This is a genomic window from Paenibacillus sp. F4 (genome assembly GCF_002894905.1).
GTDB lineage: Bacteria > Bacillota > Bacilli > Paenibacillales > Paenibacillaceae > Paenibacillus > Paenibacillus polymyxa_B.
In genome coordinates this window covers 142,159-168,386 of the sequence record NZ_POVS01000006.1, presented here as the reverse complement: position 1 = coordinate 168,386, position 26,228 = coordinate 142,159, and the positions used below count along the sequence as shown (strand labels likewise).

General features: G+C 45.8%; 23 protein-coding genes. 8 read left to right on the top strand and 15 right to left on the bottom strand.

Annotated elements, in window-relative coordinates; all coding sequences use genetic code 11:
- The first annotated feature begins 483 nt into the window (after nt 1–483).
- Nucleotides 484–1,773, top strand: coding sequence for a serine--tRNA ligase (gene serS / locus C1T21_RS03300; RefSeq protein ID WP_103047197.1), 1,290 nt, complete (start codon nt 484–486; stop codon nt 1,771–1,773).
- A gap of 104 nt (nt 1,774–1,877) precedes the next feature.
- Here the strand turns inward: serS and hmpA are convergent, their stop codons facing one another.
- Nucleotides 1,878–3,107 (bottom strand): NO-inducible flavohemoprotein, encoded by a 1,230-nt coding sequence (hmpA, locus tag C1T21_RS03295; protein WP_103047196.1) that lies wholly within the window; start codon nt 3,105–3,107, stop codon nt 1,878–1,880.
- 404 nt (nt 3,108–3,511) lie between these two features.
- Here hmpA and C1T21_RS03290 point away from each other — a divergent pair, with 404 nt between their 5' ends.
- Complete coding sequence (locus C1T21_RS03290) at nt 3,512–5,053, top strand: family 43 glycosylhydrolase (protein ID WP_103047195.1); 1,542 nt, start codon at nt 3,512–3,514, stop codon at nt 5,051–5,053.
- 172 nt (nt 5,054–5,225) lie between these two features.
- Here the strand turns inward: C1T21_RS03290 and C1T21_RS03285 are convergent, their stop codons facing one another.
- Both C1T21_RS03285 and C1T21_RS03280 read right to left on the bottom strand, forming a co-directional pair.
- Nucleotides 5,226–7,175, bottom strand: coding sequence for an oxidoreductase (locus C1T21_RS03285; RefSeq protein WP_103047194.1), 1,950 nt, complete (start codon nt 7,173–7,175; stop codon nt 5,226–5,228).
- Between the two features lie 36 nt (nt 7,176–7,211).
- The gene (locus C1T21_RS03280; RefSeq protein ID WP_103047193.1) at nt 7,212–8,483 is read right to left on the bottom strand and encodes an L-lactate MFS transporter; all 1,272 of its coding nucleotides are present in this window, start codon (nt 8,481–8,483) and stop codon (nt 7,212–7,214) included.
- Between the two features lie 212 nt (nt 8,484–8,695).
- On the opposite strand from C1T21_RS03280, the gene C1T21_RS03275 reads away from it, so the two are divergent.
- A complete protein-coding gene (locus C1T21_RS03275) occupies nt 8,696–9,232 on the top strand; it encodes a PadR family transcriptional regulator (RefSeq protein ID WP_103047192.1) in 537 nt (178 codons plus the stop codon).
- Between the two features lie 94 nt (nt 9,233–9,326).
- Here the strand turns inward: C1T21_RS03275 and C1T21_RS03270 are convergent, their stop codons facing one another.
- From C1T21_RS03270 to C1T21_RS03250, 5 genes are all read right to left on the bottom strand, one after another.
- On the bottom strand, nt 9,327–10,037 hold the full coding sequence (locus tag C1T21_RS03270; RefSeq protein ID WP_023990962.1) for a GntR family transcriptional regulator: 711 nt from the start codon (nt 10,035–10,037) through the stop codon (nt 9,327–9,329).
- A gap of 201 nt (nt 10,038–10,238) precedes the next feature.
- Nucleotides 10,239–11,648, bottom strand: coding sequence for a glycoside hydrolase family 1 protein (locus C1T21_RS03265; protein WP_103047491.1), 1,410 nt, complete (start codon nt 11,646–11,648; stop codon nt 10,239–10,241).
- Nucleotides 11,649–11,721: 73 nt separating this feature from the next.
- Nucleotides 11,722–13,050, bottom strand: coding sequence for a PTS cellobiose transporter subunit IIC (gene celB, locus C1T21_RS03260; RefSeq protein ID WP_023990964.1), 1,329 nt, complete (start codon nt 13,048–13,050; stop codon nt 11,722–11,724).
- Between the two features lie 84 nt (nt 13,051–13,134).
- On the bottom strand, nt 13,135–13,467 hold the full coding sequence (locus C1T21_RS03255) for a PTS sugar transporter subunit IIA (RefSeq protein ID WP_013312602.1): 333 nt from the start codon (nt 13,465–13,467) through the stop codon (nt 13,135–13,137).
- Nucleotides 13,460–13,777: a PTS sugar transporter subunit IIB gene (locus C1T21_RS03250; protein ID WP_013312603.1), complete on the bottom strand. Its 318-nt coding sequence runs from the start codon at nt 13,775–13,777 to the stop codon at nt 13,460–13,462. The genes C1T21_RS03255 and C1T21_RS03250 overlap by 8 nt, the downstream gene beginning before the upstream one ends.
- Nucleotides 13,778–14,097: 320 nt before the next feature.
- Here C1T21_RS03250 and C1T21_RS03245 point away from each other — a divergent pair, with 320 nt between their 5' ends.
- Together C1T21_RS03245 and C1T21_RS03240 are read left to right on the top strand one after the other, a co-directional pair.
- A complete protein-coding gene (locus tag C1T21_RS03245) occupies nt 14,098–14,811 on the top strand; it encodes an SAM-dependent methyltransferase (RefSeq protein ID WP_103047191.1) in 714 nt (237 codons plus the stop codon).
- A gap of 194 nt (nt 14,812–15,005) precedes the next feature.
- The gene (locus tag C1T21_RS03240) at nt 15,006–16,121 is read left to right on the top strand and encodes a WG repeat-containing protein (RefSeq protein WP_103047190.1); all 1,116 of its coding nucleotides are present in this window, start codon (nt 15,006–15,008) and stop codon (nt 16,119–16,121) included.
- A 72-nt stretch (nt 16,122–16,193) separates the two neighbouring features.
- Here the strand turns inward: C1T21_RS03240 and C1T21_RS03235 are convergent, their stop codons facing one another.
- The 4 genes from C1T21_RS03235 to C1T21_RS03225 form a co-directional block, all read right to left on the bottom strand.
- Nucleotides 16,194–16,631, bottom strand: coding sequence for a hypothetical protein (locus C1T21_RS03235; protein ID WP_025718346.1), 438 nt, complete (start codon nt 16,629–16,631; stop codon nt 16,194–16,196).
- A gap of 162 nt (nt 16,632–16,793) precedes the next feature.
- Nucleotides 16,794–16,943, bottom strand: a complete 150-nt coding sequence (locus tag C1T21_RS27200; RefSeq protein WP_180984554.1) for a hypothetical protein — start codon at nt 16,941–16,943, stop codon at nt 16,794–16,796.
- A 9-nt stretch (nt 16,944–16,952) separates the two neighbouring features.
- On the bottom strand, nt 16,953–17,519 hold the full coding sequence (locus C1T21_RS03230) for a hypothetical protein (RefSeq protein WP_103047189.1): 567 nt from the start codon (nt 17,517–17,519) through the stop codon (nt 16,953–16,955).
- 13 nt (nt 17,520–17,532) lie between these two features.
- Nucleotides 17,533–19,119 carry a DUF4153 domain-containing protein gene (locus tag C1T21_RS03225; RefSeq protein WP_103047188.1) on the bottom strand — a complete coding sequence of 529 codons (1,587 nt, stop codon included), beginning with the start codon at nt 19,117–19,119 and terminating at the stop codon, nt 17,533–17,535.
- Between the two features lie 147 nt (nt 19,120–19,266).
- Between C1T21_RS03225 and C1T21_RS03220 the strand changes: the two genes are divergently transcribed.
- Nucleotides 19,267–21,003, top strand: a complete 1,737-nt coding sequence (locus C1T21_RS03220) for an ABC transporter substrate-binding protein (protein WP_103047187.1) — start codon at nt 19,267–19,269, stop codon at nt 21,001–21,003.
- 211 nt (nt 21,004–21,214) lie between these two features.
- Here C1T21_RS03220 and C1T21_RS03215 read toward each other — a convergent pair whose 3' ends face one another.
- Nucleotides 21,215–22,615 (bottom strand): transcriptional regulator, encoded by a 1,401-nt coding sequence (locus C1T21_RS03215; RefSeq protein WP_103047186.1) that lies wholly within the window; start codon nt 22,613–22,615, stop codon nt 21,215–21,217.
- Nucleotides 22,616–22,828: 213 nt separating this feature from the next.
- Here C1T21_RS03215 and C1T21_RS03205 point away from each other — a divergent pair, with 213 nt between their 5' ends.
- Nucleotides 22,829–23,074: a DUF6953 family protein gene (locus C1T21_RS03205; RefSeq protein WP_103047185.1), complete on the top strand. Its 246-nt coding sequence runs from the start codon at nt 22,829–22,831 to the stop codon at nt 23,072–23,074.
- Here C1T21_RS03205 and C1T21_RS03200 read toward each other — a convergent pair.
- Entirely contained in the window at nt 23,071–23,877 is an 807-nt protein-coding gene (locus C1T21_RS03200) for a helix-turn-helix transcriptional regulator (protein WP_258012350.1), read from the bottom strand. The two genes, C1T21_RS03205 and C1T21_RS03200, sit on opposite strands and share 4 nt — an antisense overlap.
- A 112-nt stretch (nt 23,878–23,989) precedes the next feature.
- On the opposite strand from C1T21_RS03200, the gene C1T21_RS03195 reads away from it, so the two are divergent.
- Complete coding sequence (locus tag C1T21_RS03195; RefSeq protein ID WP_103047184.1) at nt 23,990–24,937, top strand: Gfo/Idh/MocA family protein; 948 nt, start codon at nt 23,990–23,992, stop codon at nt 24,935–24,937.
- Between the two features lie 46 nt (nt 24,938–24,983).
- Here C1T21_RS03195 and C1T21_RS03190 read toward each other — a convergent pair whose 3' ends face one another.
- Entirely contained in the window at nt 24,984–26,000 is a 1,017-nt protein-coding gene (locus C1T21_RS03190) for an asparaginase (RefSeq protein WP_029518796.1), read from the bottom strand.
- Nucleotides 26,001–26,228: the final 228 nt, after the last annotated feature.

The window sequence follows — 26,228 nt, the reverse complement described above, 5'->3', positions numbered from 1 at the left end:
TGGCACTATAGCTTTGATAGCAAGCATGTCCATTTTTTGGCTTTTATACGATTTGAGAGTCAGCCATTCTGTAGGCTATAATGATGCCTTTTACTTATTTCCACTTATTTTAATTACGCTGTGTATTTATTTTTATTGGAAAGATCACGATGAAAAAAGGAATTAATCCATTGTGCAGACTCATGCCCTTGATTACCCTGCCGAAAATCCGTATACTAACAAAAAAGCAAACGATATTATGCCTGTGAAGAGCATCCAACTCGGAGGCGTTTACGCCAAGGACCATACGTTAGCGTAGGATATGGCGATATGTAACTAAGTAAACCGGACCCGCCCGTTACAGCGGAGCAAAGTGGATTGGAGAGTCATGACATCTGTCATGCTGTCCGGTCAATTTGGGTGGCACCGCGAGATCAAAGCGCTCCTCGTCCCATGTGGATGAGGGCGCTTTTTGTATTTTTATCCGAAAAGGAGTGCGGTGTCATGTTAGATATCAAATGGATCAGAGAGCATCAAGAACAGGTTCAGACAGCAGCAGACGGCAAAGGAATACAGGTATCGGTCGCGGAGCTGTTGACCCTGGATGATCGCAGAAAGCAGCTACTTCAGGAAGTGGAACAGCTTCGGCAGAAGCGTAATCAGTGCAGTCAGGATATTGGCGCGCTAATCCATGCCGGCCAGAGTGAACAGGCAGAAGGGGCGAAGCGGCAGGTCAAAGAAATTAACGAACGGCTAGATCTTCTGGAAGCGCCGCAACAGGAAGTAGAGGAACAGTTTCAACAGCTTTTGCTTCTGATGCCTAATATCGTATCGCTAGATACGCCACGGGGAAGATCGGATGAGGATAATGTAGAACTGGAGCGGGTCGGGTCGGTTCCGAACTTCGGATTTGAACCAAAGGATCATATGGTGCTCGGTGAGCTTCACAAGCTTATCGACGTCCCTCGGGGTGTCAAAACAGCTGGTACCCGTAACTACTATCTGACGGGAGCAGGGGTTGCATTGCATCGGGCTGTGCAGCAGCTTGCGGTGGATTTGCTGACTGCACGCGGATTCCAGTTGTTGGACGTTCCACTGATGGTACGTGCAGAGGCGATGCGCAGCACTGGTTTTTTTCCGCTCGGACTGGATCAGACGTACCGCATCACAGGAGAGGATCAGTGGCTTGTAGGCACTTCGGAAGTGCCGCTGGTCTCGTATTACAGCGGTGAGATCGTGGATGTTACCGACCCGATTCGACTGGCTGCCGTGTCCGTATGCTTCCGCAATGAGGTCGGCTCGGCCGGAAGGGATGTGCACGGACTGTATCGTGTGCACCAGTTTGCCAAGGTTGAGCAGGTCGTCATCTGCGAAGCTAACCTGGACGCTTCGGAACAGATGTTTCAAGAAATTACGCGCAATGCGGAAGACTTGCTTCAACAGCTGGAGCTGCCTTATCGCAAGATGGCTGTCTGTACAGGCGACATGGCGCAAAAAACCTACAAGCAGGTGGACATCGAGACATGGATGCCCAGCCGCCAAGCTTACGGCGAGACACATTCGTCGTCCCAGTTGCTTGATTTCCAGGCACGCCGTTCCAACATCCGGTACCGCAATGCGGACGGCAAATTGAAATATTGTTACACGCTCAACAACACAGCGGTCGCTTCACCCCGGATTCTGATTCCGTTGCTGGAGCATCACCAGCAAGAGGACGGTTCGATCCGTATTCCGGAGGCTTTACGCCCATATATGCCGCGAGGTATGGAATTTTTGCGTACTCCCTTGTTATGAAAACAGGAGCGCACTTTGAAAAGTAGTACCCAATGAGCAGGATTTCCGATTGTAATCATCGCAAAAAAGACGAAGGACAAATATCCTTCGTCTTTTTTGATGTCTCATTGTGCTTCTGCTTCCCATGCGCTGGCGGGGCCAAAGAATTCATAGTGGATATCCGAAGCGGGGATATCCCACTCCTTCAGCAGAGCATACACCGATTGCATGAACGCTTCAGGACCGCAAAAATAATATTGGGCGTTCCGATCCGGTATCACGGATTGTAACCAGGCCAGATCCAAACGGCCTTCCTTGTGAAAAGCCTGTGCCAGCCGATCCTGCTCCGTTGGCCTGCTGTAACACCAACGAACTGCAGCCTGTGCATGTGTGGCGACCAGCTTTTCTACCTCATTACGCAAAGCATGGTTATCCCCATTGACTGCTGCGTGGACAAAAGTGATAGGCCGATGCGGAGCAGATTTCACTAAGGAAGCCAACATACTAACCATCGGCGTTAGCCCGACCCCGCCGCTGATCAGCACGACAGGTCTGCGATCTGCCCGATCCAGCGTAAAATCACCCGCCGGTGCAGATACTTGAAGCACATCGCCCTCTTGCACCTGCTCATGCAGATACACGGATACTTTACCTGCCGGGCGGGACTCTACAGCATCCTCACGCTTTACAGATATCCGGTAGTGAGATTGGCCTGGTGCATCCGAAAGACTGTATTGACGGATGTGGGTATTATGTTCGCCCGGAATTTCCATCTTTAAGCTGATATATTGCCCAGGCTCGAATTCAGGCAGCACTTGTCCATCCTGTGGCACCAGATAAAAGGACGTAATTTGGTCGCTTTCCTTAACCTTTTTCTGCACAACAAAACTCTTAAAGTCTGACCAGCCTCCCTGCTGCTGTCCAGCCTCCTTGTACATTTCAGCCTCCATGTCTATAAATACGTTAGCGATCACACCGTAGGCTTCAGCCCATGCGGCAATGATCTCGTCTGTAGCCGCATCTCCCAGTACGTCCTTGATCGCAGCGAGCAGATATTTTCCGACGATAGGATAATGTTCTGGCTTAATTCCCAAACTGCGATGCTTATGTGCAATCTGGCGTACCACCGGAAGAATTTCCTCCAGGCGGTCAATGTGCTGTGCAGCCGCATATACAGCATTGGCCAGCGCTCCCTGTTGACGTCCTTGCTTCTGATTCGCGTGATTGAATATATTGAGAAGCTCGGGATGGGCCTCAAACATCATCTGGTAAAAACGCTTGGTGATTGTAGTTCCGTGTACCTCCAAAACAGGTACAGTCGATTTGATCGTTGCAATGGTTTGCTCACTTAGCATCTTTGTATCCCTCTTCTCTCCAAAATAAGATAACAAAGGGTATTTCAACATATGTCCCATTTGTTAATCCTCAATTTAAAACCCAGTATATCCACATAAAGTAACCGTTTATGTGATTCCAGTCACTTTAAATTTGAAATAATGTGAACGTGTCAATGACAAAACGCACAATTACAAACACTTCCCACATAACTGACGAGCTTTCCCCAAAGTTTCAAATATCTATATACCTATTTTGTATGCAGTGATCAGATTTGTCCTTTCTCGTAACAACAGTTTCACCATGCTAAAGACTTCAATTTATTCCACTTGTAAACGCTTCCAATTAGGATAAAATCGAAGATGAGGTGCCGGACAAGCCATTCCGACCCATCCTATCCGTGTTAAAGGAGGCAGATGATATCGTGAAGTGGATCAACAGCAGCAAATGGTTAGCCGCATGGATTTGTATCCTATTCGCAGTGACCAGTGCGGGTCTTCAACCCGACACAGCACATGCCAATATAAGAGGCGTTACGCAAGCAACCTACGGGACCGAGGTAAACCAAGCGCTGAATGGCTTGGACGTCACCAATGCTGAACTATCCCTGAGCGCAACAGCAAGCACAGCCATTACGAACGGAACGGATTGGAAAGACACCGCAGGTAACCCGATTCAGGCGAACAGCGGTAATATTCTAAAAGTAGGTTCTACTTATTATTGGTACGGCGAGCACGCCGAAAACTGGAAATTTGAAAAAGTGAACGTATATACCTCAACCGATTTGAAAAATTGGTCCTTCCGCAGCAGTATTCTCACCAAAGATTCCGCCCCTGAGCTGAATTCGAGCAAAATCGAGCGTCCCAAAGTCATCTACAACAAAACCACCGGAAAATATGTACTATGGGCGCACTATGAAAATGGCACGGACTACTCACTCGGTCGTGTAGCCGTCGCTACCAGCGATACACCCGACGGAAATTTTGCCTACCAAGGCAGCTTCCGCCCGCTGAATTACGAGTCTCGTGATATGACGGTGTTCACGGATACTGACGGTAGCGGCTACCTTATTACAGCTTCCCGTAAAAATGGCGGCGCCAATGATACGATGGCGATCTTCAAGCTGACAGCCGATTATACAGGCGTGCAGTCGTTCGTTGGCTGGATTTTTGAAAATGGCTATCGCGAAGCTCCTGCTGTTGTGAAAAAGAACAATACCTACTACCTGTTCACCTCGCAGGCATCCGGCTGGTATCCGAATCAGGGCGCTTACGCAACCGCCGGTTCCATGACTGGAAGCTGGTCTGCTCTGTCGCCCTTCGGTGATCCGGCGGCTTATGGCTCGCAAATCCATTCCATCGCCACGATTACGGGTAGCGCAGGAACCAGCTACATCTATATGGGCGACCGCTGGAATCCGCTCAATCTGAGCGACCACAAATTCATTTGGTTGCCACTAACTCTGAATGACTCCAACAAAACAGCAACCCTGAACTGGTACAGTAGCTGGGATCTGGATGCTGCGACAGGCGCAGTAATCCTACCGTCCCTTGTGAATCACGCACAGGGCAAAACAGCGACTGCTAGCTCAGCCGCATCCAGTTCTCCAGCTTCACTGGCGAACGATGGCAACGCCCAAACCTCGTGGAAGGCTGCTTCCGCATCCTGGCCCGCTTGGTGGCAGGTCGATTTGGGCAGTACCAAGACCATCAGCGAAGTGGATATTTCATGGTTTATGTACAAAGGTTCTGAAGCGTATTACAAATATAAAATTGAATACAGCATGGATGGAGTTAACTACTCCACGATTGATCGCACAGGTAATACCACGTATGGTTTTACCAGTGACAAAGTCAATTTTCAAGCTCGCTACGTGCGAATTAACCTTGTAAATGCAGTGCTATTCAATAATCCAAACAACTGGTATACCCCGACGGTGCATGAAGTAAGATTGCTTGGCAATTAACTTTCACACTTGGAATATTGCCTTAATCCTTAAAAAAATATCGCACAGCTCTTGCGCAATGTTGTACCCATTTGCAGGAGCTGTGCGATTTGTGTTGAACCGCTATGTTCGAGTGCCTCTCTTAGACTCCTGAAGTATCACATGCCGGGCAGTGATAGTGAGTCGCAGATAATCAGATATCAAGCGCTGCATGATATCCTTGATATATTGCAGTCGTGATGGTAGATGCCTTAACGCAATCTCCGATTTGTGCGACATAAGGTGCACAATCAATTAACTCATCTACTACGTTTCTTCTTGGCCGTTGTCCAAGCGCACAAATGACTGAAGTACCTGGAACAAGATGTTCTTCACCATTTTGATCAGCGCAAACAACACCTTCTTGTGTAACACATAGCCCTTTAAATCCTAAATGAACTTGAATGTTATTCTTTTCGATTTCTTTTAACATAATGGGACGATGTCTAATATTAGCATCCGGAGCCAGCTCTGCTCTCATCTCTACCAGATGAACAGTCTTACCTTCCTGAGCAAGGTGAATGGCTGCTTCACAGCCTGCCAGACCTCCTCCCAATACGACTACGCTATCGCTGACCCTGTCCTGCTCCAGGTAGTAGTTATTAACAATGACTACGTTATCACCATTCAATCCAGGAATTGGAGGAACAATTGCTGCGGAACCAGCTGCTATAATTAACGCATCAACATTTTCTTTTTCTGCATACTCTTTAGTAACAGGTGTATTCAAACGGATCTCAACGCCAGCGTCTTTAGCCAGCTTTCCGAGAGTAACACCTAATTCATACATCTCATATTTAAAAGGAATCGCCTGCTCTCCCCTCAAAATACCGCCTACCTCGTCAGCCTTCTCACATAGAATAACTTTATGTCCGCGTTTGGCTGCAGTAAGAGCTGCATAAAGCCCGCCTGGGCCTCCACCGGCTACTAAAACCTTGCGTGGATTAGGGGAAGGGTAAATTTCTGTTCCATCCATCTCACGACCAATTAATGGGTTAACCGTACAGCGTCTTGTGGATGTTTCTGCACGTTCTGCCATACAGGTGAAGCATCTCAGACATTTAATAATGTCCTCGTCGCGGTTGCTCATCACCTTTCTTGGAAGCTCTGGATCAGCAAGCAGTGCGCGAGCCATTTCAACAACATCCGCCTGACCGCTGGCAATGATTTCTTCCATTTGAGCCGGGTCATTTAATCCGCCGACCGTTGCAACCGGAACACTTACATGCTTCTTAATCTCTGCTGCAAGATAAACGTTACTTCCATGAGGCAAGAACATCGAAGGATGTGTGATACCAAAGCCTGTCTGATAAGTTCCAGCAGATACATGGAGTAAATCGACTCTTGATTCGATTAATTTAGCAATTTCTATACCTTCTGTCAGGTCATAGCCACCTTCAAATAACTCCGAACCACTCATTCTAAACTCGATTGGGAAGCCAGAACCCACCGCTTCACGGACACTGTCCAGAACCTCCTGTGCAAAACGCACCCTGTTTTCCAAAGTTCCGCCATACTTGTCTGTTCTGCGGTTGAAATAAGGAGAAAAAAACTGATTAATCAACCATCCATGTCCGCCATGAACCATAATCATTTCATAACCTGCTCTCTTGGCAAGTCCAGCACATCTACCATAAGCTGCTACGATATCATCAATTAGTTCTTGCGAGAGTTCCTTTACTTCTCTGCCATCCGGGCGTACTCCGGGGCTGGGTCCCCACTGAGCAAGTCCTTGTTTCTTATTTTTGTCAGTCAGATAAGTTCCTGCATACTGTCCAGAATGAGACAATTCCACACTGGCAATTGCCCCGTGACGGCGAATAGCGTCTGCAGTATAGGTGAAACTAGCAAGAGAATCTACTGTCCCCAGATCCAGATGGTACATATGGGAAGCTTCCGTTTCGGGATGAACTACAACTTCACTGACCGTGACTGACGCAGCACCGCCTTTGGCTCTTAATTCATAAAAAGCTGTAGATTTCGGTCCAATAGTGCAGTCTGCTGTAATATCCGTACCTCCCATAGGAGAGCCAAACATTCTATTTCTGAAAGTCACATTTCCAATTGTGATTGGTTTACATAGATTGGGATATTTTCTTTGCATGATCTCATGCTCCTTATCTGTATTTATTGCTATGGGTTAATTGATAGCTTTCTGATTCATATCCACAGCCATCTTCTGATTTTTTCGGGTAGTCAACTTATATACAAATGTTAGAATAAGTCCGGCTATGCCAAGAACGGCCGCAATGACAAAAGCTCTCTGATAGCTACTGTCTGTGCTGTAAACATGACTCATAATGGATGGGCCAAAGTATCCTGCTGTTGCAAATCCAATAAACATAATTCCATAATTCACACTATTATTTCTCACACCAAACTGATCGGCAGTAAATCCAGGAAATACCCCCATCAGTGCACCAAAGCATAAACCAATAACTGAAATACCAATATAGAATGTCAACACACTACCTTCGCCTGAAAAATAAAGCAATGTGAGTCCTATGACCGAAAAGACAGAAGAAAAAGCCAGGGTATTGATTCGACCGATTTTGTCCGAAATATAGCCTGCAACGATTCGTCCGCCCGTGTTAAACAATGCCAATACGGAAACAACTGTCGTAGCGGCTGCCGCAGACATACCAATCATTTTCTGAGCTATAGGAGAAGCTTGTGATGTACACATGAGTCCGGCAAAAGCACCACACATTAATAACAAGATCATGATATAAAACAGAGGGCTTGAGAGCATGCCTTTCCAGTCTTTGTCGTTCTGAATAGAACGGCCAACATTTACAGTCTTGGGTGTCCATCCTGCAGGAACAAAATCAGATGGACATTTCTCAATGAAGAAAGAAGCAGCACATACAATAATAAGAAATGCTATACCGATGATAATGAATGCTGATGTCACACCAGACCTACTGATTAAACTATTGGCAATAGGAGGTATAATAACTGAGCTTATTCCATAAGCAGCCGTTGTTATACCGCCAACTAATCCTCTTTTGTCAGGGAAAAACTTAATAGAGTTGCTAATTGTGCATCCGTAAACCATTCCCGTTCCTAGGCCGAGTACGATACCGTAAGCCAATACCAGGTAACCTACAGATGTTGCAAATCCTGATAAAATCATACCGCCTCCAAATAGCAAGCCCCCTACAAAAATCACTTTCTTGGGCCCGAATCGATCATTAATCCAGCCACCTGAAATCATCGTGATAGGACCTACCGAATTTGTAATCGTAAATGCAATAGCCAAATTCCCCGGTGTTAAACTAAGTCCTGTGACGCTGCTCAAATATTCTGCCATTGGGGCAGAAAATACACTCCACGCGTAAATTGATCCAATACACAGATTAATAAAACAGCTTGCAATCAGAATAATCCATCTCTTTTTTGTAAGTTCCACTGAGATCTTCTTCTCCCTCGTCGTTGTATTGTGAAATCATTCACATATTTCGAATTAATATTAACACGCGCTTTTTAATATATCAACAGGAACATGTATGTAGTTATATGTTTTATTAAATATGTTTTCAATAATATATCAATCTTATTGTAGACTCGCTAAATATGTTATACTTAACCAATAAACGACGAAAATGTTAGGAAGAATGCCTTATGAGAACTTTAAAATATGCCATTCTGGGCTTGTTAAATAAAGAACCTATGACTGGTTATGATATAGGTAAAGAATTCAGTAAAGATTTAGGCGAATTTTGGACTGCAAAGCATAGTCAGATCTATCCAGAATTAAAAAAACTGCTTAATGAGGGACTTATCGTCTACGAGATCCAAATTAGCGGAGTAATTTTAGAAAAAAAATTGTATTCGATTACGGAGAAAGGCAAAGAAGATTTTTTACAATGGCTAAAAAAAGCAGAGCCTATTGAACCCACTCCCAAAGATGTGTTTAGGCTGAGAATGTATTTTTCTAATCATCTGGATATAACAACCCGATTATATTTGTTGGAACATCAGCTGCTTCAACATCAAGATAGGCTGGAACATTTACGCAAAAATAAAGAACGTTATGAAACTATTCCTCCTCTTGATAGTGATAATTTTGGCGATTATCTTGTATTAGATGGTGCTATTTTACGCGAAACTATAACCATACAATGGATAGAAAGTTTTATTGCTTATTGTAAAAAATAAAGCATCTCATTTTCCTTAAACTTATTGTAAACACAAAAAAGCACAAGGATTCGAGAATATGTAGCTCGAACCCTTATGCTTATTTTTTTACTAATCAACGCATCCGATTCACTGTGGTAAACACAAATTTATCGTACCGATGCCGTGAGAACGAGTATTCAAATGGTATACCCGTATCCAGATAACCCACCTGCTCAATTTCCAAGATTGGATCATCCGCTGCGCAGTCCAAATGCTCCCGATCCAGTTCCGTCGACTTGGATGCCCGGATGGTACGGTGTGAACCGACAATATTAAGTCCCAGCTCCTCCTTAATATGTTTGTACACCGAGCCGTACAGCACCTCCTCTGTAATACCGCTGATCAGCTTCGTAGGCATGTATGTGCGCTCGATAACATAGGGCTCACCCTCCACGACACGCAGACGGATCACATGGTATACAGGAGAATTGGCATCAATGAATAGATGGGTCGCTACCTCTTCGGATGGAAATTGAACGTCAAAGGCGACGATTTTATTTTTAATCTCTTTCCCGCGCAGTACGTTGGTTAACCCCAGCATTTCATTTACGACAACGTTAACAGGGCCGTTGTGAACCGATTTGACGATAAAGGTTCCATGTCCTCTTTTACGATTTAGCAACCCGTCCATCACCAATGTGTCCAATGCCCGCTTAATCGTCATCCGACTTACACGAAACTCTTTTGCCAGTGAGATCTCATCGGGAATCGGATCATCACTGCTATAGGTCTTATTCATAATCCGCTCTTTGACCTCTTGTGCAATCCGCTCGTATTTGTTCATCTGTCTACCACCTGTACTAAAAATTATTTTATGTCAGCATTTTACCAAAACATCGGTAGCGCTGGTCTTTTTGTTCTGCAGGCGGGACGTTAAGGTATCACGGTATAAGTAAGTATACCGAACATTATACTTTCTCACCAGCGGCGTACAGCACAGTTCTATGACGATGATGAAGAAAAAAAGGCGGTCCAGAGGACCACCTTAGAATCCGTTATTCTCGATCACCTGTTTGAACCAGTGCCCACTCTGTTTAACGGATCTCTTGCCACCGTTCTGAAGATCGACAGACACAAAACCATAGCGATTCTTATAAGCATTCGTCCAGGACCAGTTGTCCATAAACGTCCATAAGTGATAGCCCTTTACATTGGAGCCCTCTGAGATCGCCCGTTGAACCCACTTTAGATGCTCACGGATAAAATCAATGCGATAGTCATCGCGGATCATGCCCTGTTCATCTCTGAATTTTTCTTCACCTTGAACGCCCATTCCGTTTTCTGAAATGAAGCATTCAATGTTGCCATAATTTTCTCTGACATTGGTCAGAATGTCGTAAATGCCTTTCTCATAAATCTCCCAGCCCCGCATCTCATTCATCTTGCGACCAGGCATGACGTAATAATCGAAGAAACGTTCCGGCACAAAAGGCGCATCCGGGTTCGGCAGACTTTCGCGAGCCTTGACTCTGCGCGGCTGATAATAGTTAATCCCCAGCAGGTCCACAGTGCCCTGGCGTATAATCTCCCGATCTCCGTCTTCCATGCTTGGTACATATCCCTCTTGGCGTAACAGCTCCACGAGCAAAGGATTGAATTCTCCCGTCACAGATGGGTCTAAAAAGGAACGGTTAAAGAACGCGTCGCATATTTCAGCAGCCTGCACGTCTGCCGGATGCTGACTACGCGGATAAGTCGGCGTCAGGTTCAAAATAATTCCGATTTTGCCCTTATAACCGCCTTCTCTGTAAGCCTTAATAGCACTGGCGCTCGATAACAGGGTATGATATCCCACCTGTACAGCTTTACCGAAATCCACTTCATTCGGATAGTGGAAATCGTATAGATAGCCGCCTTCCACCGGGACAATCGGCTCGTTATGCGTAAACCATTTGGCTACACGATCCCCGAATAGCTCAAAGCAAGTGTTAGCGTAATCCACGTAAGCTTCGACCGTCTCCCGGTTCACCCAGCCTCCATTTTCCTGTAAAGCCATCGGCAAATCAAAATGATACAGATTCACAAACGGCTCAATACCCGCCTGATGCAACTCCTCAATGACGGAAGTATAGAATTGAACCGCCTGCTGGTTTATTGCACCTTTCCCTGCCGGAAACAGGCGTGACCAGGAAATAGAGAACCGGAAAGAGTTGTGGCCAAGCTCTTTCATGAGTGCAATATCCTCTTTGTAACGAGTATAGAAACGGGACGTATCGGCAGGGCCAACCCCATCATAGAAACGGTTCGGCTCCTGCTCAAACCAATAATCCCAAATGTTCGGTCCTTTGCCGTCTCCCTCCACGGTTCCTTCTGTTTGGGTAGCCGAAGCTGAGGAACCCCACCAGAAGTCGGATGGAAAACGGTATTGAATGGTTTGCTGCTCTATATCTTTCATTTCGGTATGATTCACAGCTCTACTCCTCTCTCTTTTGCAGTGAATAAACTGCTAATCTAGCAGCTTATTCACATTACATTCCAACAGTTTGATCCTTACCTGCAATGGCTGCTTGGCTAAGCTCCTCTTCCTGCTCTTTACGAACGTTCATCCGATCAATAATTTTCAGGAACGGGAACCAGATGACAAAGACGACAGCCATATTAAACAACTGCAGCACGCCACCCATCAGGGAGCCCGTAGCCATCATTCCACTAAAGAACAACGGCATCGTCCAAGGAACCTGTATTCCGTTTGGCGGCGGAACAATCCCGGTGGTCATGGCAAAGTAAGTAATCAGCGTAACGATCATTGGAGAAATAACCCATGGAACAAAAATAAGCGGATTCATCACAATCGGCAGACCGAATATGACGGGTTCGTTGACATTAAACAGACCCGGTCCAAGGGCCAGCTTACTGACCTGCTTCAATTGCTTACTCTTCAGGAAGATCAGAATCGAAAGCACGACAGCCAGTGTCATACCTGTACCACCGATACCTACGGTGTAAATATCCACAAACTGCTTGGTGATGATATGCGGCAGTTCTGCTCCTTTGGAGTACGCTTCATAGTTTTCAAGTGCCAGCGTATTCCAGATGGGGTCCATAACCGAGTTAATAATAATTTGACCATGAAGCCCAAAGAACCATAAAAGCTGAACAAAGAAAATAGCAATCAATGTAGGTATAATGCCACTGCCCAAATGCACCAGAGGTGCCTGTACAGCATGATAAATCAGATCATGCAGGTTATTATGAAGGGTCAGTGTAACTACAACATTAATGATCAAAAATATGCCCAATGTAATACATGCCGGAAGCAAAGCGGCAAATGATTTGGCAACTGCCGGCGGAACGCCTGGAGGCATTTTAATGACAAAATTCCGCTGCGTCACCTTTCGGTATATCTCAGCCGCGATAAAAGCGACGATCATACCAAGGAACATGCCTTTGGCACCGATCCGATCAACCGGAATGACACCAGCAATCGTGGCACCGCTTTCTTGTGTCAGCACAAACGGGGTGAGCATCAAGAAACTGGCCAACGCAATCATCCCGCCGAATATGGGCTCGACCTTATAACTTCGAGATAAATAATACCCAATCCCGACGATTACAAATAAGGTCATGATATTCAGTGTGGCATTAGGCGCAATGTTCAGTAGACTGCTAAAAGTCGCATAATTGCCGTCGCCCATCCACCCTTTTAGAAACGGCAGATTGATAATAACGACGATAATGGAGCCAAAAACAGTTAATGGAAATGACAGCATAAATGCATCACGCAGTACAGTAAGATAGCGGTTGTTGTTCAGTTTACCGGCAATAGGTATCAGTATCCGGCTTAATTTTTCAAACAAAGCCTATTCCTCCCCGCGAAGTGACTTGCATCAATAGGGTTGCAAGCTTTTCATGTCCCAAATTTCACAAACTTACATGTTCCGTTATAAATTTCTGGATTTGAACAGCTCTAGCAATTCTAGAACCAGATCCTTCATGGTAACCGTGGACATCAGATGATCCTCGGCATGCATTAGAAGGAGCGAGAAAGGAGTTTGGGTACCTCCCGCTTCCTTCTTAACCATTTGAAAATGGATATCATGCGCAGCACGTAAATCCTGCTTGGCTTGTTTGAGCAGTTCGTCCGCACCTTCTACATTCTCATTTCGGTATTCGGTCAGCGCCTGAATTACTTTACTGCGAGCGCTTCCACTATGAAGAATAAGTTGGAAACTAATTTGCTCTTCCGTCAGTTCAGCTATATTGACTTTATCCATTTTTGCGTTCCACCAGCTTCACTGCTTGCTCATAGGCTTTCTTACCGTCAACCATCCCGTATGCCATCATGTCAATCACTTCTACATGAATACCATATTGGGCTGCTTCCTTTTCCAGCTGTCCTTTAAGAAAACTCATTTGCGGGCCAATCAATACTGCGTCAGCCTTAGCCATGTCTTCTGCTGCCTGATCTTGACCTACTGCCCAAATTTCAGCCTCGTCTCCAATGGACTTAGCATAATCCTGCATCTTAGTAACCAGCAAACTTGTAGACATACCTGAGCTGCACGCCAGCAAAATTTTCTTCATGATTGTTCCTTCCCTTCAAGGTCTGATTGGATGTTAACTACTAGAAAACGTTTACAGCGTAATTATAAATCCAGTCTTTTGATTTGTCTATACATTTAATATATATGTATAGACTTTTTTTAAAATGACACTGTTTCTTCACTTTTTTTCTTGAAAATGAACGTAATCTCTTATCTTTAATCTCTCAATAGTAATCGATTTTCACCTATAAGAGGTTCTGCCAAATGATATGTTATTCGGTTCTGTAAAATGTTAACATAAGCTTACGGAGTAAACTTAATAGCCCCTCCGTAGCCAAAGAATAGCTGAGGTGAGAAGAGATGAGGAGAGATGAGAAGAGTCAAAGTAAAACCAAGCAAGAGTTAGACCGGGTCGTGTTCATCGGCCGCACGTTTGAGGAGTACGTCCAAATGTTCAATTTGCACATTCCTGAACTTGTAGGCAAAAAGATTTTGGACTGTCCTGCGGGAGCATGTTCCTTCACCGCTCTGAGCGCCAAAGCCTCGCTGGATATCACCGCAAGTGATATCGCCTACCATCACAAGATTGATGATCTGAAACGCAAAGGCCTATTGGATATTGAGCATGCAATGGAAACGCTAGAACGTGCAAAAGATAATTATGTTTGGAGCTGTTATGGAGATGTGCAAGGGCTTAGCGAGCAGCGCCATCAAGCACTCCAGGATTGCACGCAGGATATGAGGAAGCACCCAGAACGCTACGTTGCTGCGGTACTGCCGGAGCTTCCCTTTGAAGATGAACAGTTTAATATCGTGCTGTCTGCCCATTTTCTGTTTATGTATAGTGATCGACTCGACTATGAGTTTCATAAGAATACGGTACACGAACTGCTGCGAGTGGCTTCAGAGGAAGTCCGCATTTTTCCTCTGACCGATTTAACGGGAACTCGTTACGATCTGCTAGATCGTTTGATTCTTGAGCTGGAGGCAGAAGGCTTACGGGTGACAGAGGCCAAGGTTCCGTATGAGTTTATGCGTAACGGCAACTCTCTGTTAAGCATCCGAAAGATATAGGGCAGGTTTAGGTGTAGAGGGAGCAAGCGATTAGCTTGCTCCCTATCTGGTTATTGAGATGAAAATTAGAAAAATTTAGAATATAAAGAAACATTCCTACATTTTTATCGTCTATATTATGGAATACCTTACGTATGGAGGTAAGATTTTTCGAAGCCCAAAGTTAAAAAATCAACTCACAAAGGAGCTTATGCATGTTAAAAAAGTTAGGATTAGCTGCATTGATTCTGGTTACTAGCCTCTCCGTTATTGGAACAGGCTGGGCCGCATCCAGCACAACAACCATTGAAATTTCTAAAACTGCTCTGGATTACAACGTTGCTCGTCCGCTGAGCGATGGTGCTTTTCATGATGGCTTATTAGCCGCTGAAACATCTGCTGGAAACCTCGTGTATTACAATACCAAAGGAGAGAAAGCTTTCTCACTTCCCGCCGAGCTTAAGCCCGTTGGTGATTTTCATGAGCAGCGAGCCGTAGTCAAAAATACAAAAACCAATCTCTATGGATACATTAACACCAAAGGGACACTGGTCATCCCTTGCCAATATACCGAAGCCAATTTCTTTTCCGAAGGAAAAGCCAAGGTTACCATAGCAGACACCAAAGAAAATGCAATTATAGATCGAACGGGAAAAATCATTTCTCATTTTAAAGAAAATGGGGATTCAGAATATATATTTACGGACGGTCTGGCTCTTGCCTACGCCCCCAACACGGGCAAGATCGGTTTTGTGAATGCCTCTGGTCAACTAGCAATTCCTTATAAATATAAATACAGTCGTGGTTTCTCGGATGGCTTGGCTATTGTTCAGAATAGCAAAGGGCTATACGGATATATCAACACAGCAGGGAAAGAAGTCATTCCTCCTCAATATAAATCCGGTGGAGACTTCTCGGAAGGATTGGCCCCGGTGCAAAATACCAAGGGAAAATGGGGATTCATCAATAAACAGGGGAAAGTCGCGATTCCCTTTAAATTTACAGATGCCCAGAATTTTAGTGAAGGTCTGGCGAGTATCAAAAATGCAAAAAACGAAGTCGGATTTATTAATAAAAACGGAACGCTGGTCATTAAATATCAACAAAAATATGATGTTACTACTCCGTTCAAAGAAGGCCTTGCTTTAGTCGGTAAACAAACACAATCATCCGTCTCAGACGGCAAATTCGGTTACATCAATCGTCAGGGGCAACTGCTGACTAAACTTGAGTACAGAGTGGAATCCTCCTCCTTCTCCAATGGCTATGCTGTTGCTTTTATCAAGCCAGGCAAAGCGTTCATTGTATCTAAACATTCCGTTTCAAAATAAAAAAACGACCCCGGCGGCAGATCGAGTGGATCTGCTTCCGGGGTCATTAAATTTCCAATATCTCGAATATAATTAGTCGTGTGTGTAGAATTTCACTCCAGGCAGATCTGCTGCCACCCACGAGTAGTTAATGGTATTACTGTTATAATTTTTGGTTCCCGCCTGAGCAACCTGTACCTCTTTCAAAATCGTAATCGATGAACCCTTCGGTCTGACAACGACTACATGACCATGCCCATCCGCTTTTTTGATTCCGATGGTAGGATACCCTAGATTTGCTCTTTTTTGAGCATCCTGAAAGGTTACAGAGTCCCAGCCCGGCGCCTTTTTATTCAGTAAAGCATCAGCCATTTGATTGGCTAAGCCACTTGGCAAGGGTGCCGACATCGCAGACATCACATCTTGCGCAAAAATATTACATTTCGTTCCACCTACCGGCGAATACTTTTTGTTCGTTTCTACCTTAAAACCGTCAATTACAGATGCGTAAGTACTTGCACTTCTAGCCATTGAAATTCCCCCTGAATATAAGTTGTAGAGGAAATGACGGAGTCGCTTGAACATCTGAATGGCTCCACACTCAATCGATGTTGGCCTCAATTCCCTCTCAACTATTAGGGTGATTTCCGGCTTACTTTAACAACGCAATACTACAAAAAATTAACTTCATTCTCATAACTGAAGGCTTTCTTCACTGATTACGGTTGGAACGATAAGCTCAGGAGTAGTCGTAGGCTTCGTTTGTGTTAAATAGTCTGCTGCCCCCACCATCAGAGCGATGCCGATAAATAGCACGATCCAATTACGATTCTTTTTCATCATCTGTACCTCTCATTCTTCACTCCGCCCGTTCAGCCACTTGAACCAATGGAGCAGATGACTGAATCGGTATTCATGCTGCGAAGCGTACGTCCATACTTCCGGCTCTTCACCGGGCTCCTTCCAGACGAGCATGGAAAAGTGACCTTCTTCCTCGCTCGCAACCGACAGCAGCGAAAGACGATCATCTCCGAATCGGTATGGAGCCGATTCCACCCAGTAATTCCGCATATCGCTGATCCAGCTGCGGAACTGCTCTGTACCTGCGATCCGCAGGACTTCATCAGGTAGGAGCAGATGCTCGTCGATATCCTTCCAATCCCCCGCATATCGGTACCGCGCTGCCAGCATTGGACTGAGTGGTCGGATTTTACCGGGAGCCAACGTAGGCATATAGGCGACGGGAACGACCGGACCAATACTCTGGATAGCATTAGACCGAGCTTCCTCCTCACTCATTCCGTAGGACATCGCCTCCGCGAGAAAATGGTTTCGTCTTATACCAAACTGATGCTGATACTGTGACATCTCATCCTGTAGCTCCAATACCATACCCTGTACTGCATCTGTTCCGATCATTCCCCAACACCTCTCATTCCAAAATATAGTCGTGCAATTCCCGTTGCGCTCGATACTTTGCCCAATTGAATTCAGGCCAAGCCGATTCTTCTCTCGTCATGCTCGTCAAACGGGCTTGTAAAAACTCATCTAGTGATCCATGTTCCTTACGGCTAAAGTCAATCAGCAGCGGAATCGCGTCCGCCGATAGCTCACTCAAATATTCCTTATCTATCACCGATGTCGTGCGATACCGTTCAAGATTATTTTCAGCAATCCGTATATCAATGCCCACATAGTTCACGACGACATAGGCAACCAGAGCGAGTACAATATAATATTTCGCCAACGGCAGTTGACGGAAATGAATACGCATTGCTGCAATAAACAGTAGCAAGCCCAGAAAAATCATAAACGCGTGTACCAAATAGCGGGTGTACGTATAGCCGTATGCTTCTTCGTACATAACCAGCCGGGTATATCCCGAGTACAGCATCACACCCGAACAACCCACGAGTATGTACAGCAGGCCGCTGTTCATTTTTTGCACTATACCTGAGCCAAATTCAGTCCACTTCAATACACTGATCATCAGCACAAAGTTGATACCTGTTACCATAACCAGCTCCCCGAATCCTCTTCTCGCATATTCGGCATACGAGGTTCCCTCGGGCAGAGCACCTTCCCATGCACCAAACAAATATCCGAACTGCAACACGACGAACACAACATACACCAGATTCATGACAATCAGCACCGTAGCGGTAATGACAGGATCAAATTTGATCGCGACCGGCTCGTGGTAAGGCACCGTTGGTCGGTCAATCATCACTGAAGAGTGACCATCATACTCGGTGGTTTGGCCATTCGTGCGCTCATCTAACCCGTGCCATGATTGGGTCTCTCTCTGCGTATTACGCGGAGCAGGCTGTACAAATCCCCACAAATAACAGAAGAAACAGAAGGTGAAAAAGCAGGTCCAGATCAGCCGCGGCAAACCACTCCCAAAGGACAGGGTTCCGATCCATTCGGGTACCCCAGCTAACAACTTTTCGAACATCCCATCCGCCGAAGCCAGCAAAGATATGATAATGAACAGTAGCGGCAAGGCAATAAGTAAACCAATCATTACTTTGCCCAATACACGCTTACGCTCATCCTTTACATTCCGAAGGGCTATTGTCTTGACCATCCGAAACGGGGTCACGATATGACGAAAGTTTTGATAAAACCAATGGCTTAACGCCTGACCAATAATACCGGGTTCTGACCAGCCATGCCTTTTCTCCCCAAACAGCAGCACCATATGTACGCTAATCAGAGCAGGTATCGCCAGCGCATTTAACACGTACAGGACCGGGTTATTGAACAGCGCGTATGTCAATGCCAGCATGAAAATGATCACAAACAGCAAACGCCCTATCCATGATCCCAACTGGAAACGGTCTCGATTAAAGGCATACATATAGGCGTAAAACCCAATAACAAAAATTGGCATAGACACGCCCAGCCCATGTCCGAAGAACAGATATTGATGAACCAGCGCCAACACAATTGCGCCAGCAAAGGCGGACAGAAACGACGTTTTCGGCAAAGACGTTCCATTCATCTTGTCATGCATGGTAAATACCTCCACAAATATGCTTTATAACCCTTATTGTAGATGATAAAATAAGAAGATAAAGAGAAATTAATTCAAATAAAATTTCCTATTTTATAAAAGTGGCTACGCTTTTAATCAAATATAGGGGAAACGGAGCAACCTTGAATGAAACTCCATGCCCAATTTTTACGGCTTCACTCACACGCCGCTGACGCCAAGGACGAAAATCATACCATAGAGACGACGCTGGATGAGCTGGCGGCTATTTTTGACTGTACTCACCGCAACGCCTTGATGATCATTCAGAAAATGGAGCAGCACGACTGGATACAATGGACTCCACGCCGAGGCAGAGGTCGCCGCTCCAGTCTGCGCTTCCTCATTCAGCCGGAAGACATTGCCGTGCAATCCATGATGCAAGCCATAGACCGCCATGATATCAAACGCGCACTGGATGAAATCCGAGTTCATTCGCGCTCCTCCACCATGCAGGAGCATTTGCAAGGCTGGTTGCTGAATTATTTTGGGCATCACGCAGAGGTGCGCAGTGATCAGCAGCAGATCGACACGCTGCGTCTGCCTATTCGCCAACAGCTCTATACGCTGGACCCTTTGTACTTGAACTGGCTCGCCGAGTCCTTCGTATCCAGCCACGTCTTTGATGGTCTGGCCCGCCGGGCGAACGAAAGCGGCGAGATTTTGCCGGGATTGGCGCACGCTTGGGAGGTGGACACCACTCGTACACAGTGGACCTTTTTCCTGCGTAAAGAGGTGCTGTTTCATAACGGAAAAATACTGACCGCTGAAGACGTCGTCTATACCTTTGAGCGACTGAGTCGGGCGCCGGGAAGGAGACTTTACCATTTTATCGTCCGGCAAATTCAGCACGTCCAGGCGCTAAGTCCAACGATAGTACGCTTCGTACTAAAGGAGCCGAACGAGCTGTTTCTATCCTTCCTGTGTACCAGCCGGGCTGCGATTGTGCCGCGTGAGCTTAATCAGGTGGGTGAAGCCGCCTTTGGCATCCGCCCTGTCGGTACAGGGGCATTCAAAGTCACGGAAATGAACGAAAGCCTGTGTACACTGGAGGCTTTCGCACCTTATTTTCAAGGCCGGGCTCATCTGGACCGAGTGGAAATTGTCCAGCTCCCGTGGGCGACTAAGCTGGAATCGTCGGATACGGAAGACACCGCTTCTTCTTTTCACATTATCCATAATCCCGTATCGGCGGGAGATACGGATACCGCATGGAGCCAGATTCACTCGGCGGCTTCGGTACGCAAATTTATCACATGTAATACACACAAGGATGGACCACTACGCAATCCAGAAATACGTGCCCGCATTGTAGCATGTCTGGATCATCGCTCCCTTCCTCCAGCAGTGGATTCATCTAACGATTCTTATGAACCACTGGCGGCGCTGCAAATTGCCACCATTCCCGAGTATAAAGCGGATGCAGACCGGGTTGCGGCTCAGCTCGAATCCTATGGGTATACCTGTAACATCGTGGCCGCATCTATGAATGAATTCAAAAGCTCATCTATCCGTATGGAGTCAGACTTAATCATCTTTTCTCTCTTTCGTGACCGTGATGAGCAATTACGCCTGTTTGACTTGTATCTCAATGTATCCGGGCATGTCGAGCCTCATAGCCGTGTGGATATCGAAAGACTGCTGCGTGAAATTGCGCGGGAAGCCGACCATACCGTCAGGGCCCAGCAATTTGAGCATATCGAAACTCGGCTCATGGATGAGCACCAGCTGCATATTTTATATGAAAAGCCCGTTCAGACGGCCTATCTCCCTTCTGTGCGCGGTGTATCCTTTAACAGTCAGGGCTGGGTAGACCTGCGTCATGTCTGGTTTCCACCTGCTCAACTTCCAACTCCTCAATCTTGACGGCAACAAGTGCTCCTTCAAATGCACTTCACATCAAAAAAAGGTATCCTCTTCTTCATAAGAGAATACCTTTTTGAATGCCGCTTTCTAGATCCTCTAAGCGGGTGGTTCAAGGGATGAAAAAGCCCATCCCCCCAACCCATGACTGTGGACGTCGCTAGGATCTTCCATAGGGGGGGTAACGGGTGAAAAATTCAATAGGACAAAAACATTAAATGCGAGCAGAGAAAAAACGATCTTTTTTATCATGGATGTACTCTACCTCTCCAAGTAAGTTTTTATATTCCTCTTTGTCCTCAGAAGTGGCAGTATGCCGATACTTTTCAAATAGTCCTACACATTTGATGGTGACAGGATTACCATTCAGCACGACGGAATAGGAAAGGCTCTCAAGTAGGAATTTCATACCTTTGGAATAACGATGTTTGTTGAGATCATAACAAGCCATCTCTGCCAAAAATCGCGCATAGAGATCTGCTGACATTTGCTCCGTATAGGTCCCTACCTTGACATGCTGATCTGCAAATGCCTCAATTTGTTTTTCAAAGTGCAACAGTACATGATCTACATTAAAGTCATAACGGTTGGCCGCTACCATAATTTTATGCAACCCCACCAGAATTTCGCCTTCGTTTTTTTCTAAATAATCCACATATTGCGGAATCACATCCAGGCTACCTGACATCAACTGATACAAATACCCGTTGGCCTCAGCCCAGTTGCTACAAAGGGCCTTCAAACGCCGAGCTTCTTCCGTATCCTCTTGCACCCAGCTCAAATCAGAGTATAGGGATACATACTCCAGCGCCTTCTGATAATCCCCGCGCTCATCCCACACCCCGGCACGCAACACGTAAGAGTATACAATATACATAAACAAAGGACCCTTGGGTTCCTTGCCACGCTCTGATCTTCTGGTATTCCCGTATTTTTGCTCGTATTGTACCTTGGCTTTTTGAGCCATTTTTTCAGCAAACCATTCTACTTTATCCCAACGCCGCAAGGAGGCATAGGTATTAGCCAGGTCTCTTAAGGCATCCAGTTGGTCCGCTTCACCCAGTCGGTCCACAAAGCTTTCGAAATGTGTGGCTGCCCATAAATTTTCGTCCTGGTCATCGCCAACGGCAATCGTAAATAAACGGTATTGGCAGAGCGCCAGACGCTCTGAATGTTGGTACTTCTCACTTTCCGAAACATTTTTATAAATAATTGCCGCAGCCTCGAACTTACCTTCACTGAATAATTCTTCTGCTGTCTCAAACAAAGCTGGGGCGTATATGAGATAGTCCATCATAAACTCCACGACTTGCTTAATGCAATCCAGTTTGTTCAGCTCTGCACAGCGATGCAAAAAGGGACGAACCCGTCGCCAATTCGGTGCCGTATTCCGTATAAATTCATCAATGTATAACTCATAGAGGCTCCCTTCTTCAAGCCCCATGCCTGCGCCAATCCGATCCAACAGCAGCATCGCAATCGGACGATTACCGTTAATAATGGCACTGATCGTTCCTGCATTAATACCTGTGTTCTCCCCAAACTTACTAATCGTAATTCCTTCTCGTCTGATGTACTGCTCCAGCTCTGCGCGAATTGTGGTTGTTTCCTTCAAATCAGGCACCCCCAGGGATTACTTGCATGATTACAATACAAAAAAAGAAAATTCCCGTGAATATTCCCTTAATTATACAAAAGAAACCCCACTTAGCCAACCGCTCAAGTAAATTTATATCAGAAAATTCAATAATTCTCCGAATTGCCGTATACTACGGGGAGGTGAGCCGAACAGCTACACCCAATCGGTAAGCAGGAAAGGATACGACAAATGGACAACACCCCTACAACAGAACAAGAGATTGCACAATGGATGGTCGCGCAGATCCGTGAAGTGGGCACCCTGAAACAAGAAGATGCAATTGCATATGTACGCTCTAAGTATGGAGAGCAGTATGTATTTATAAGCGAGCATGGTCATGTATCTCTGGAAAAAGAAATCAAAAAAGCATTTCGCAAGCTTCATGGTGGCAGAATCGCCTGGGATCGTGACGGATTTCTCTGGGCCTGGACTTAACAAGCAAAAGCATCTGCCCTAGGCAGGTGTTTTTTTATAATTCCCGCTTGCTTCTTATTCGTTCGGATCAGAACGGGATAGTATTCTTTCTCTGTACAAAGCTGCTTAAACGCGGTTTCTTGCCTCATCCAATGATGTTCCAGCGAAAAATCCACCGGAACCTCAAACACTTCCGCAGACGGCAGAACCTCCTTGATTCGCTCACACTTAAAGGTCCGAATCTCCTGCCCAACTTCACAGAAGGCAATGAGATACCAATCTCCTTTTTTTACCACAAGTCCATAGGGATGCACATGACGGGAAGAACAGATTCCGTCAGCTTTCTCATATTGAATGGTTATTTTATGGGACCCCCACACTGCAGTTCTCACGGCCTCAAGACAAGGAATGGCTATACGTTCCGTCCACCACGGCGTATCATCAAAATAAAACCGCGCTTTGGCTTTCTTAATATCGGACTGATACGGGTCTGGCATCGTCTTTTCCAGTTTGAGCAGAGCATTCTTTAACTTCAAACCCGATTCCGTGGGCCCGCCTGTATAAATGCCTATCCCTGTTAAATACAACTGAATAACATCCCCGCCATTCAACTGTTTCAGGTTCGCCGTATAACCCTCCATTAAATAAATTCCGCCCTTCGGGCCGGATGCGGTAACAATCGGAACGCCGGCTTCAGCAAGGAGGTCGATATCCCTGTAAATGGAGCGTACAGAGGTTTCCAGTGCCAACGCCAATTCCTTGGCCTTCATTCTCCCTCTAGATTCGATACATAATAAAATCGCGATTAAACGATGCAGTCTCACAATCATACCTCCACAGTAGATGGTTAACCCAAATTGAAAAGATGATGCAAAGATTGTTGACACCCTGTTGGCAGTAATAGATGTGTATCATAGAAGTAAAGGGGTGTAATGGATGATGAATATTGGAATATTGGGGACGGGATTCGGCGCGTATCATGCATCACTGTTAAACAACCATCCCAAGGTAAACAGAATCATGGTATTTGGAAGGAACGAAACCAAGCTGCAAAAGCTGAAAGAGGAGCTAAACGTAGAAATCACACAAAATATAGAGGATATTCTGCTGGACCCAGACGTGGATATCGTCGATCTATGCCTGCCCTCCCAGCTGCATAGGTCATATGCCGTGGATGCGCTGAAGCACGGTAAGCATGTATTTTGTGAAACACCGGTTTGCTTTGATCTCGAAGACGCTCTTCTTATGCAACAAGCTGAGAAGCAATATGGCAAAAAGATTCTGGTCAACCAGTTCATTAAGTTTGATCCCGCCTATACCTATCTGTATGAGGCATACCGCCAACAGAAATACGGGAAGCTCATCTCCTTATCTTTGAAAAGAGAAACGCCTCCTCTGTGGGGGGATCTTGGACTAAACTCCATTCCTACTCAGTTCATGATTCATGAACTGGATTTATTGACCTGGCTATTAGGCCCCTGTGATCCATATACAGTCTGGGGTACAGAAGTTACCCATCCTGAACAAGCACAGGTTCGGGCTTACTTTCAGCATCGGGATACATTCACAGAAGTCATCGCCTCATCCCACATGCCGGGAAGCTACCCCTTCACAGTGGCCTATGAGGCTTATTTTGAAAAGGCCAAGCTGGTATTTCATGAAAGCGACGAAAACGATCTTATACCTACCGCATTATATGAGTATACCGTATCAGGACAGCAAAAAATCAACCTCGAATCTGCCAATCCATATGAAAAAAGTTGGGATCATGCACTTGAATGCTTTGGCGGACATTCGGAAAGCCTGATTTCACTGGAATCGTCTGTACAAGCGCTGAAAGTGGCTGTTGAGATTAAAAGCAGACTGGGGCAAGCCCAGCGTTAATCCCGTATTTTTTCTTATGCCTGTTCTTGCCTGCGGATACAGCTTCCTATAAGGAAGCTGTATCCGCAGGCAAGGAAACTTCGTCCGCGTAGTTCGTTGCCATAATCTTGGCTACCCCTGCCGGGTCGGTCGTCTGCCCCAACGCCCACATCATTTTCGTCACCAGCGCTTCCGTTGTCATGTCATACCCCGGAATAACGCCCTTCTCCAGTACCTTTTGCCCCACTTCGTAAATCGTCAAATCCCCGCCCTCATAAGGACATTGAGTGGTCACGACAATACTCATACCGTCCTTCATCAGCTCCTCGATTTTGCTAATCAGGCTTCTTTCTTTAAAAGGAACGCCACCCATACCAAAGCCCTCAATGACGATACCTTTATAGCCCAAGCCCTGAATGGCATCGAAAATCGCCGGATTTGTACCCGGAATCAGCCTGAGCAGAAATACCTCCGAAGCATACCCGTCGTTGTATGGGTGACGAGCGGTACCGCGATTTGCAAATACGCCCTCCGTATAGACCACCTTACCGTTCTCCACGAGTCCGATATACGGATAGTTAATACTCTCAAAAGCATTATAGCTGCGTGTTCTGATCTTCGAGCTGCGGCTGCCGTTAATAATTTTGCCGTTAAACACGACAAAAACCCCGGCCACCTCGCCACATGCGGTCAGGAATGAGTCGATTACATTTTTTTTGGAATCGCTGTGCTCCGCCAAAATGGAAACCTGCGAACCTGTCACGACGACGGGTTTGTCTACGGTTCCCAGCATGAAGCTCAAGGCTGAAGCCGTATAAGCCATCGTATCCGTGCCGTGTGCAATGACAATACCGTCGTATTGATCGAGCGAACGATGTACCATACGGGCGATAGAAGCCCAATCCTCAGGTTGTGTATTTGTGCTATCAATGCTCATCAGATTATGGGCATCAATCTCGCAAATCTCCTTCAGCTCCGGAATTTCCGCCAAAATATTTTCAGCCGATTGGGTCGGTGTCAGGCCGTTTTCCTGATAGGAGGAAGAAATGGTCCCTCCGGTATTAATGAACAAAACCTTTTTCATATGCCAATGTTCCTTCCCGATTACATCTTCACTGTATTGTTCTTAGAATTTATCATGAATAAGTGTGATAAGCTACTTTGCAATGGAAAAGAATTGGGGATATGAGGGGCCAAAAAAAGCACGACAAACAAGCGCGGGCTTTCCTTCCTCCTGCGACTTGTCTAACGTGCTTTTTACTATAGGTGCAATACTCTACAGCGCTGCACATACCTATAACCCATCCACGTA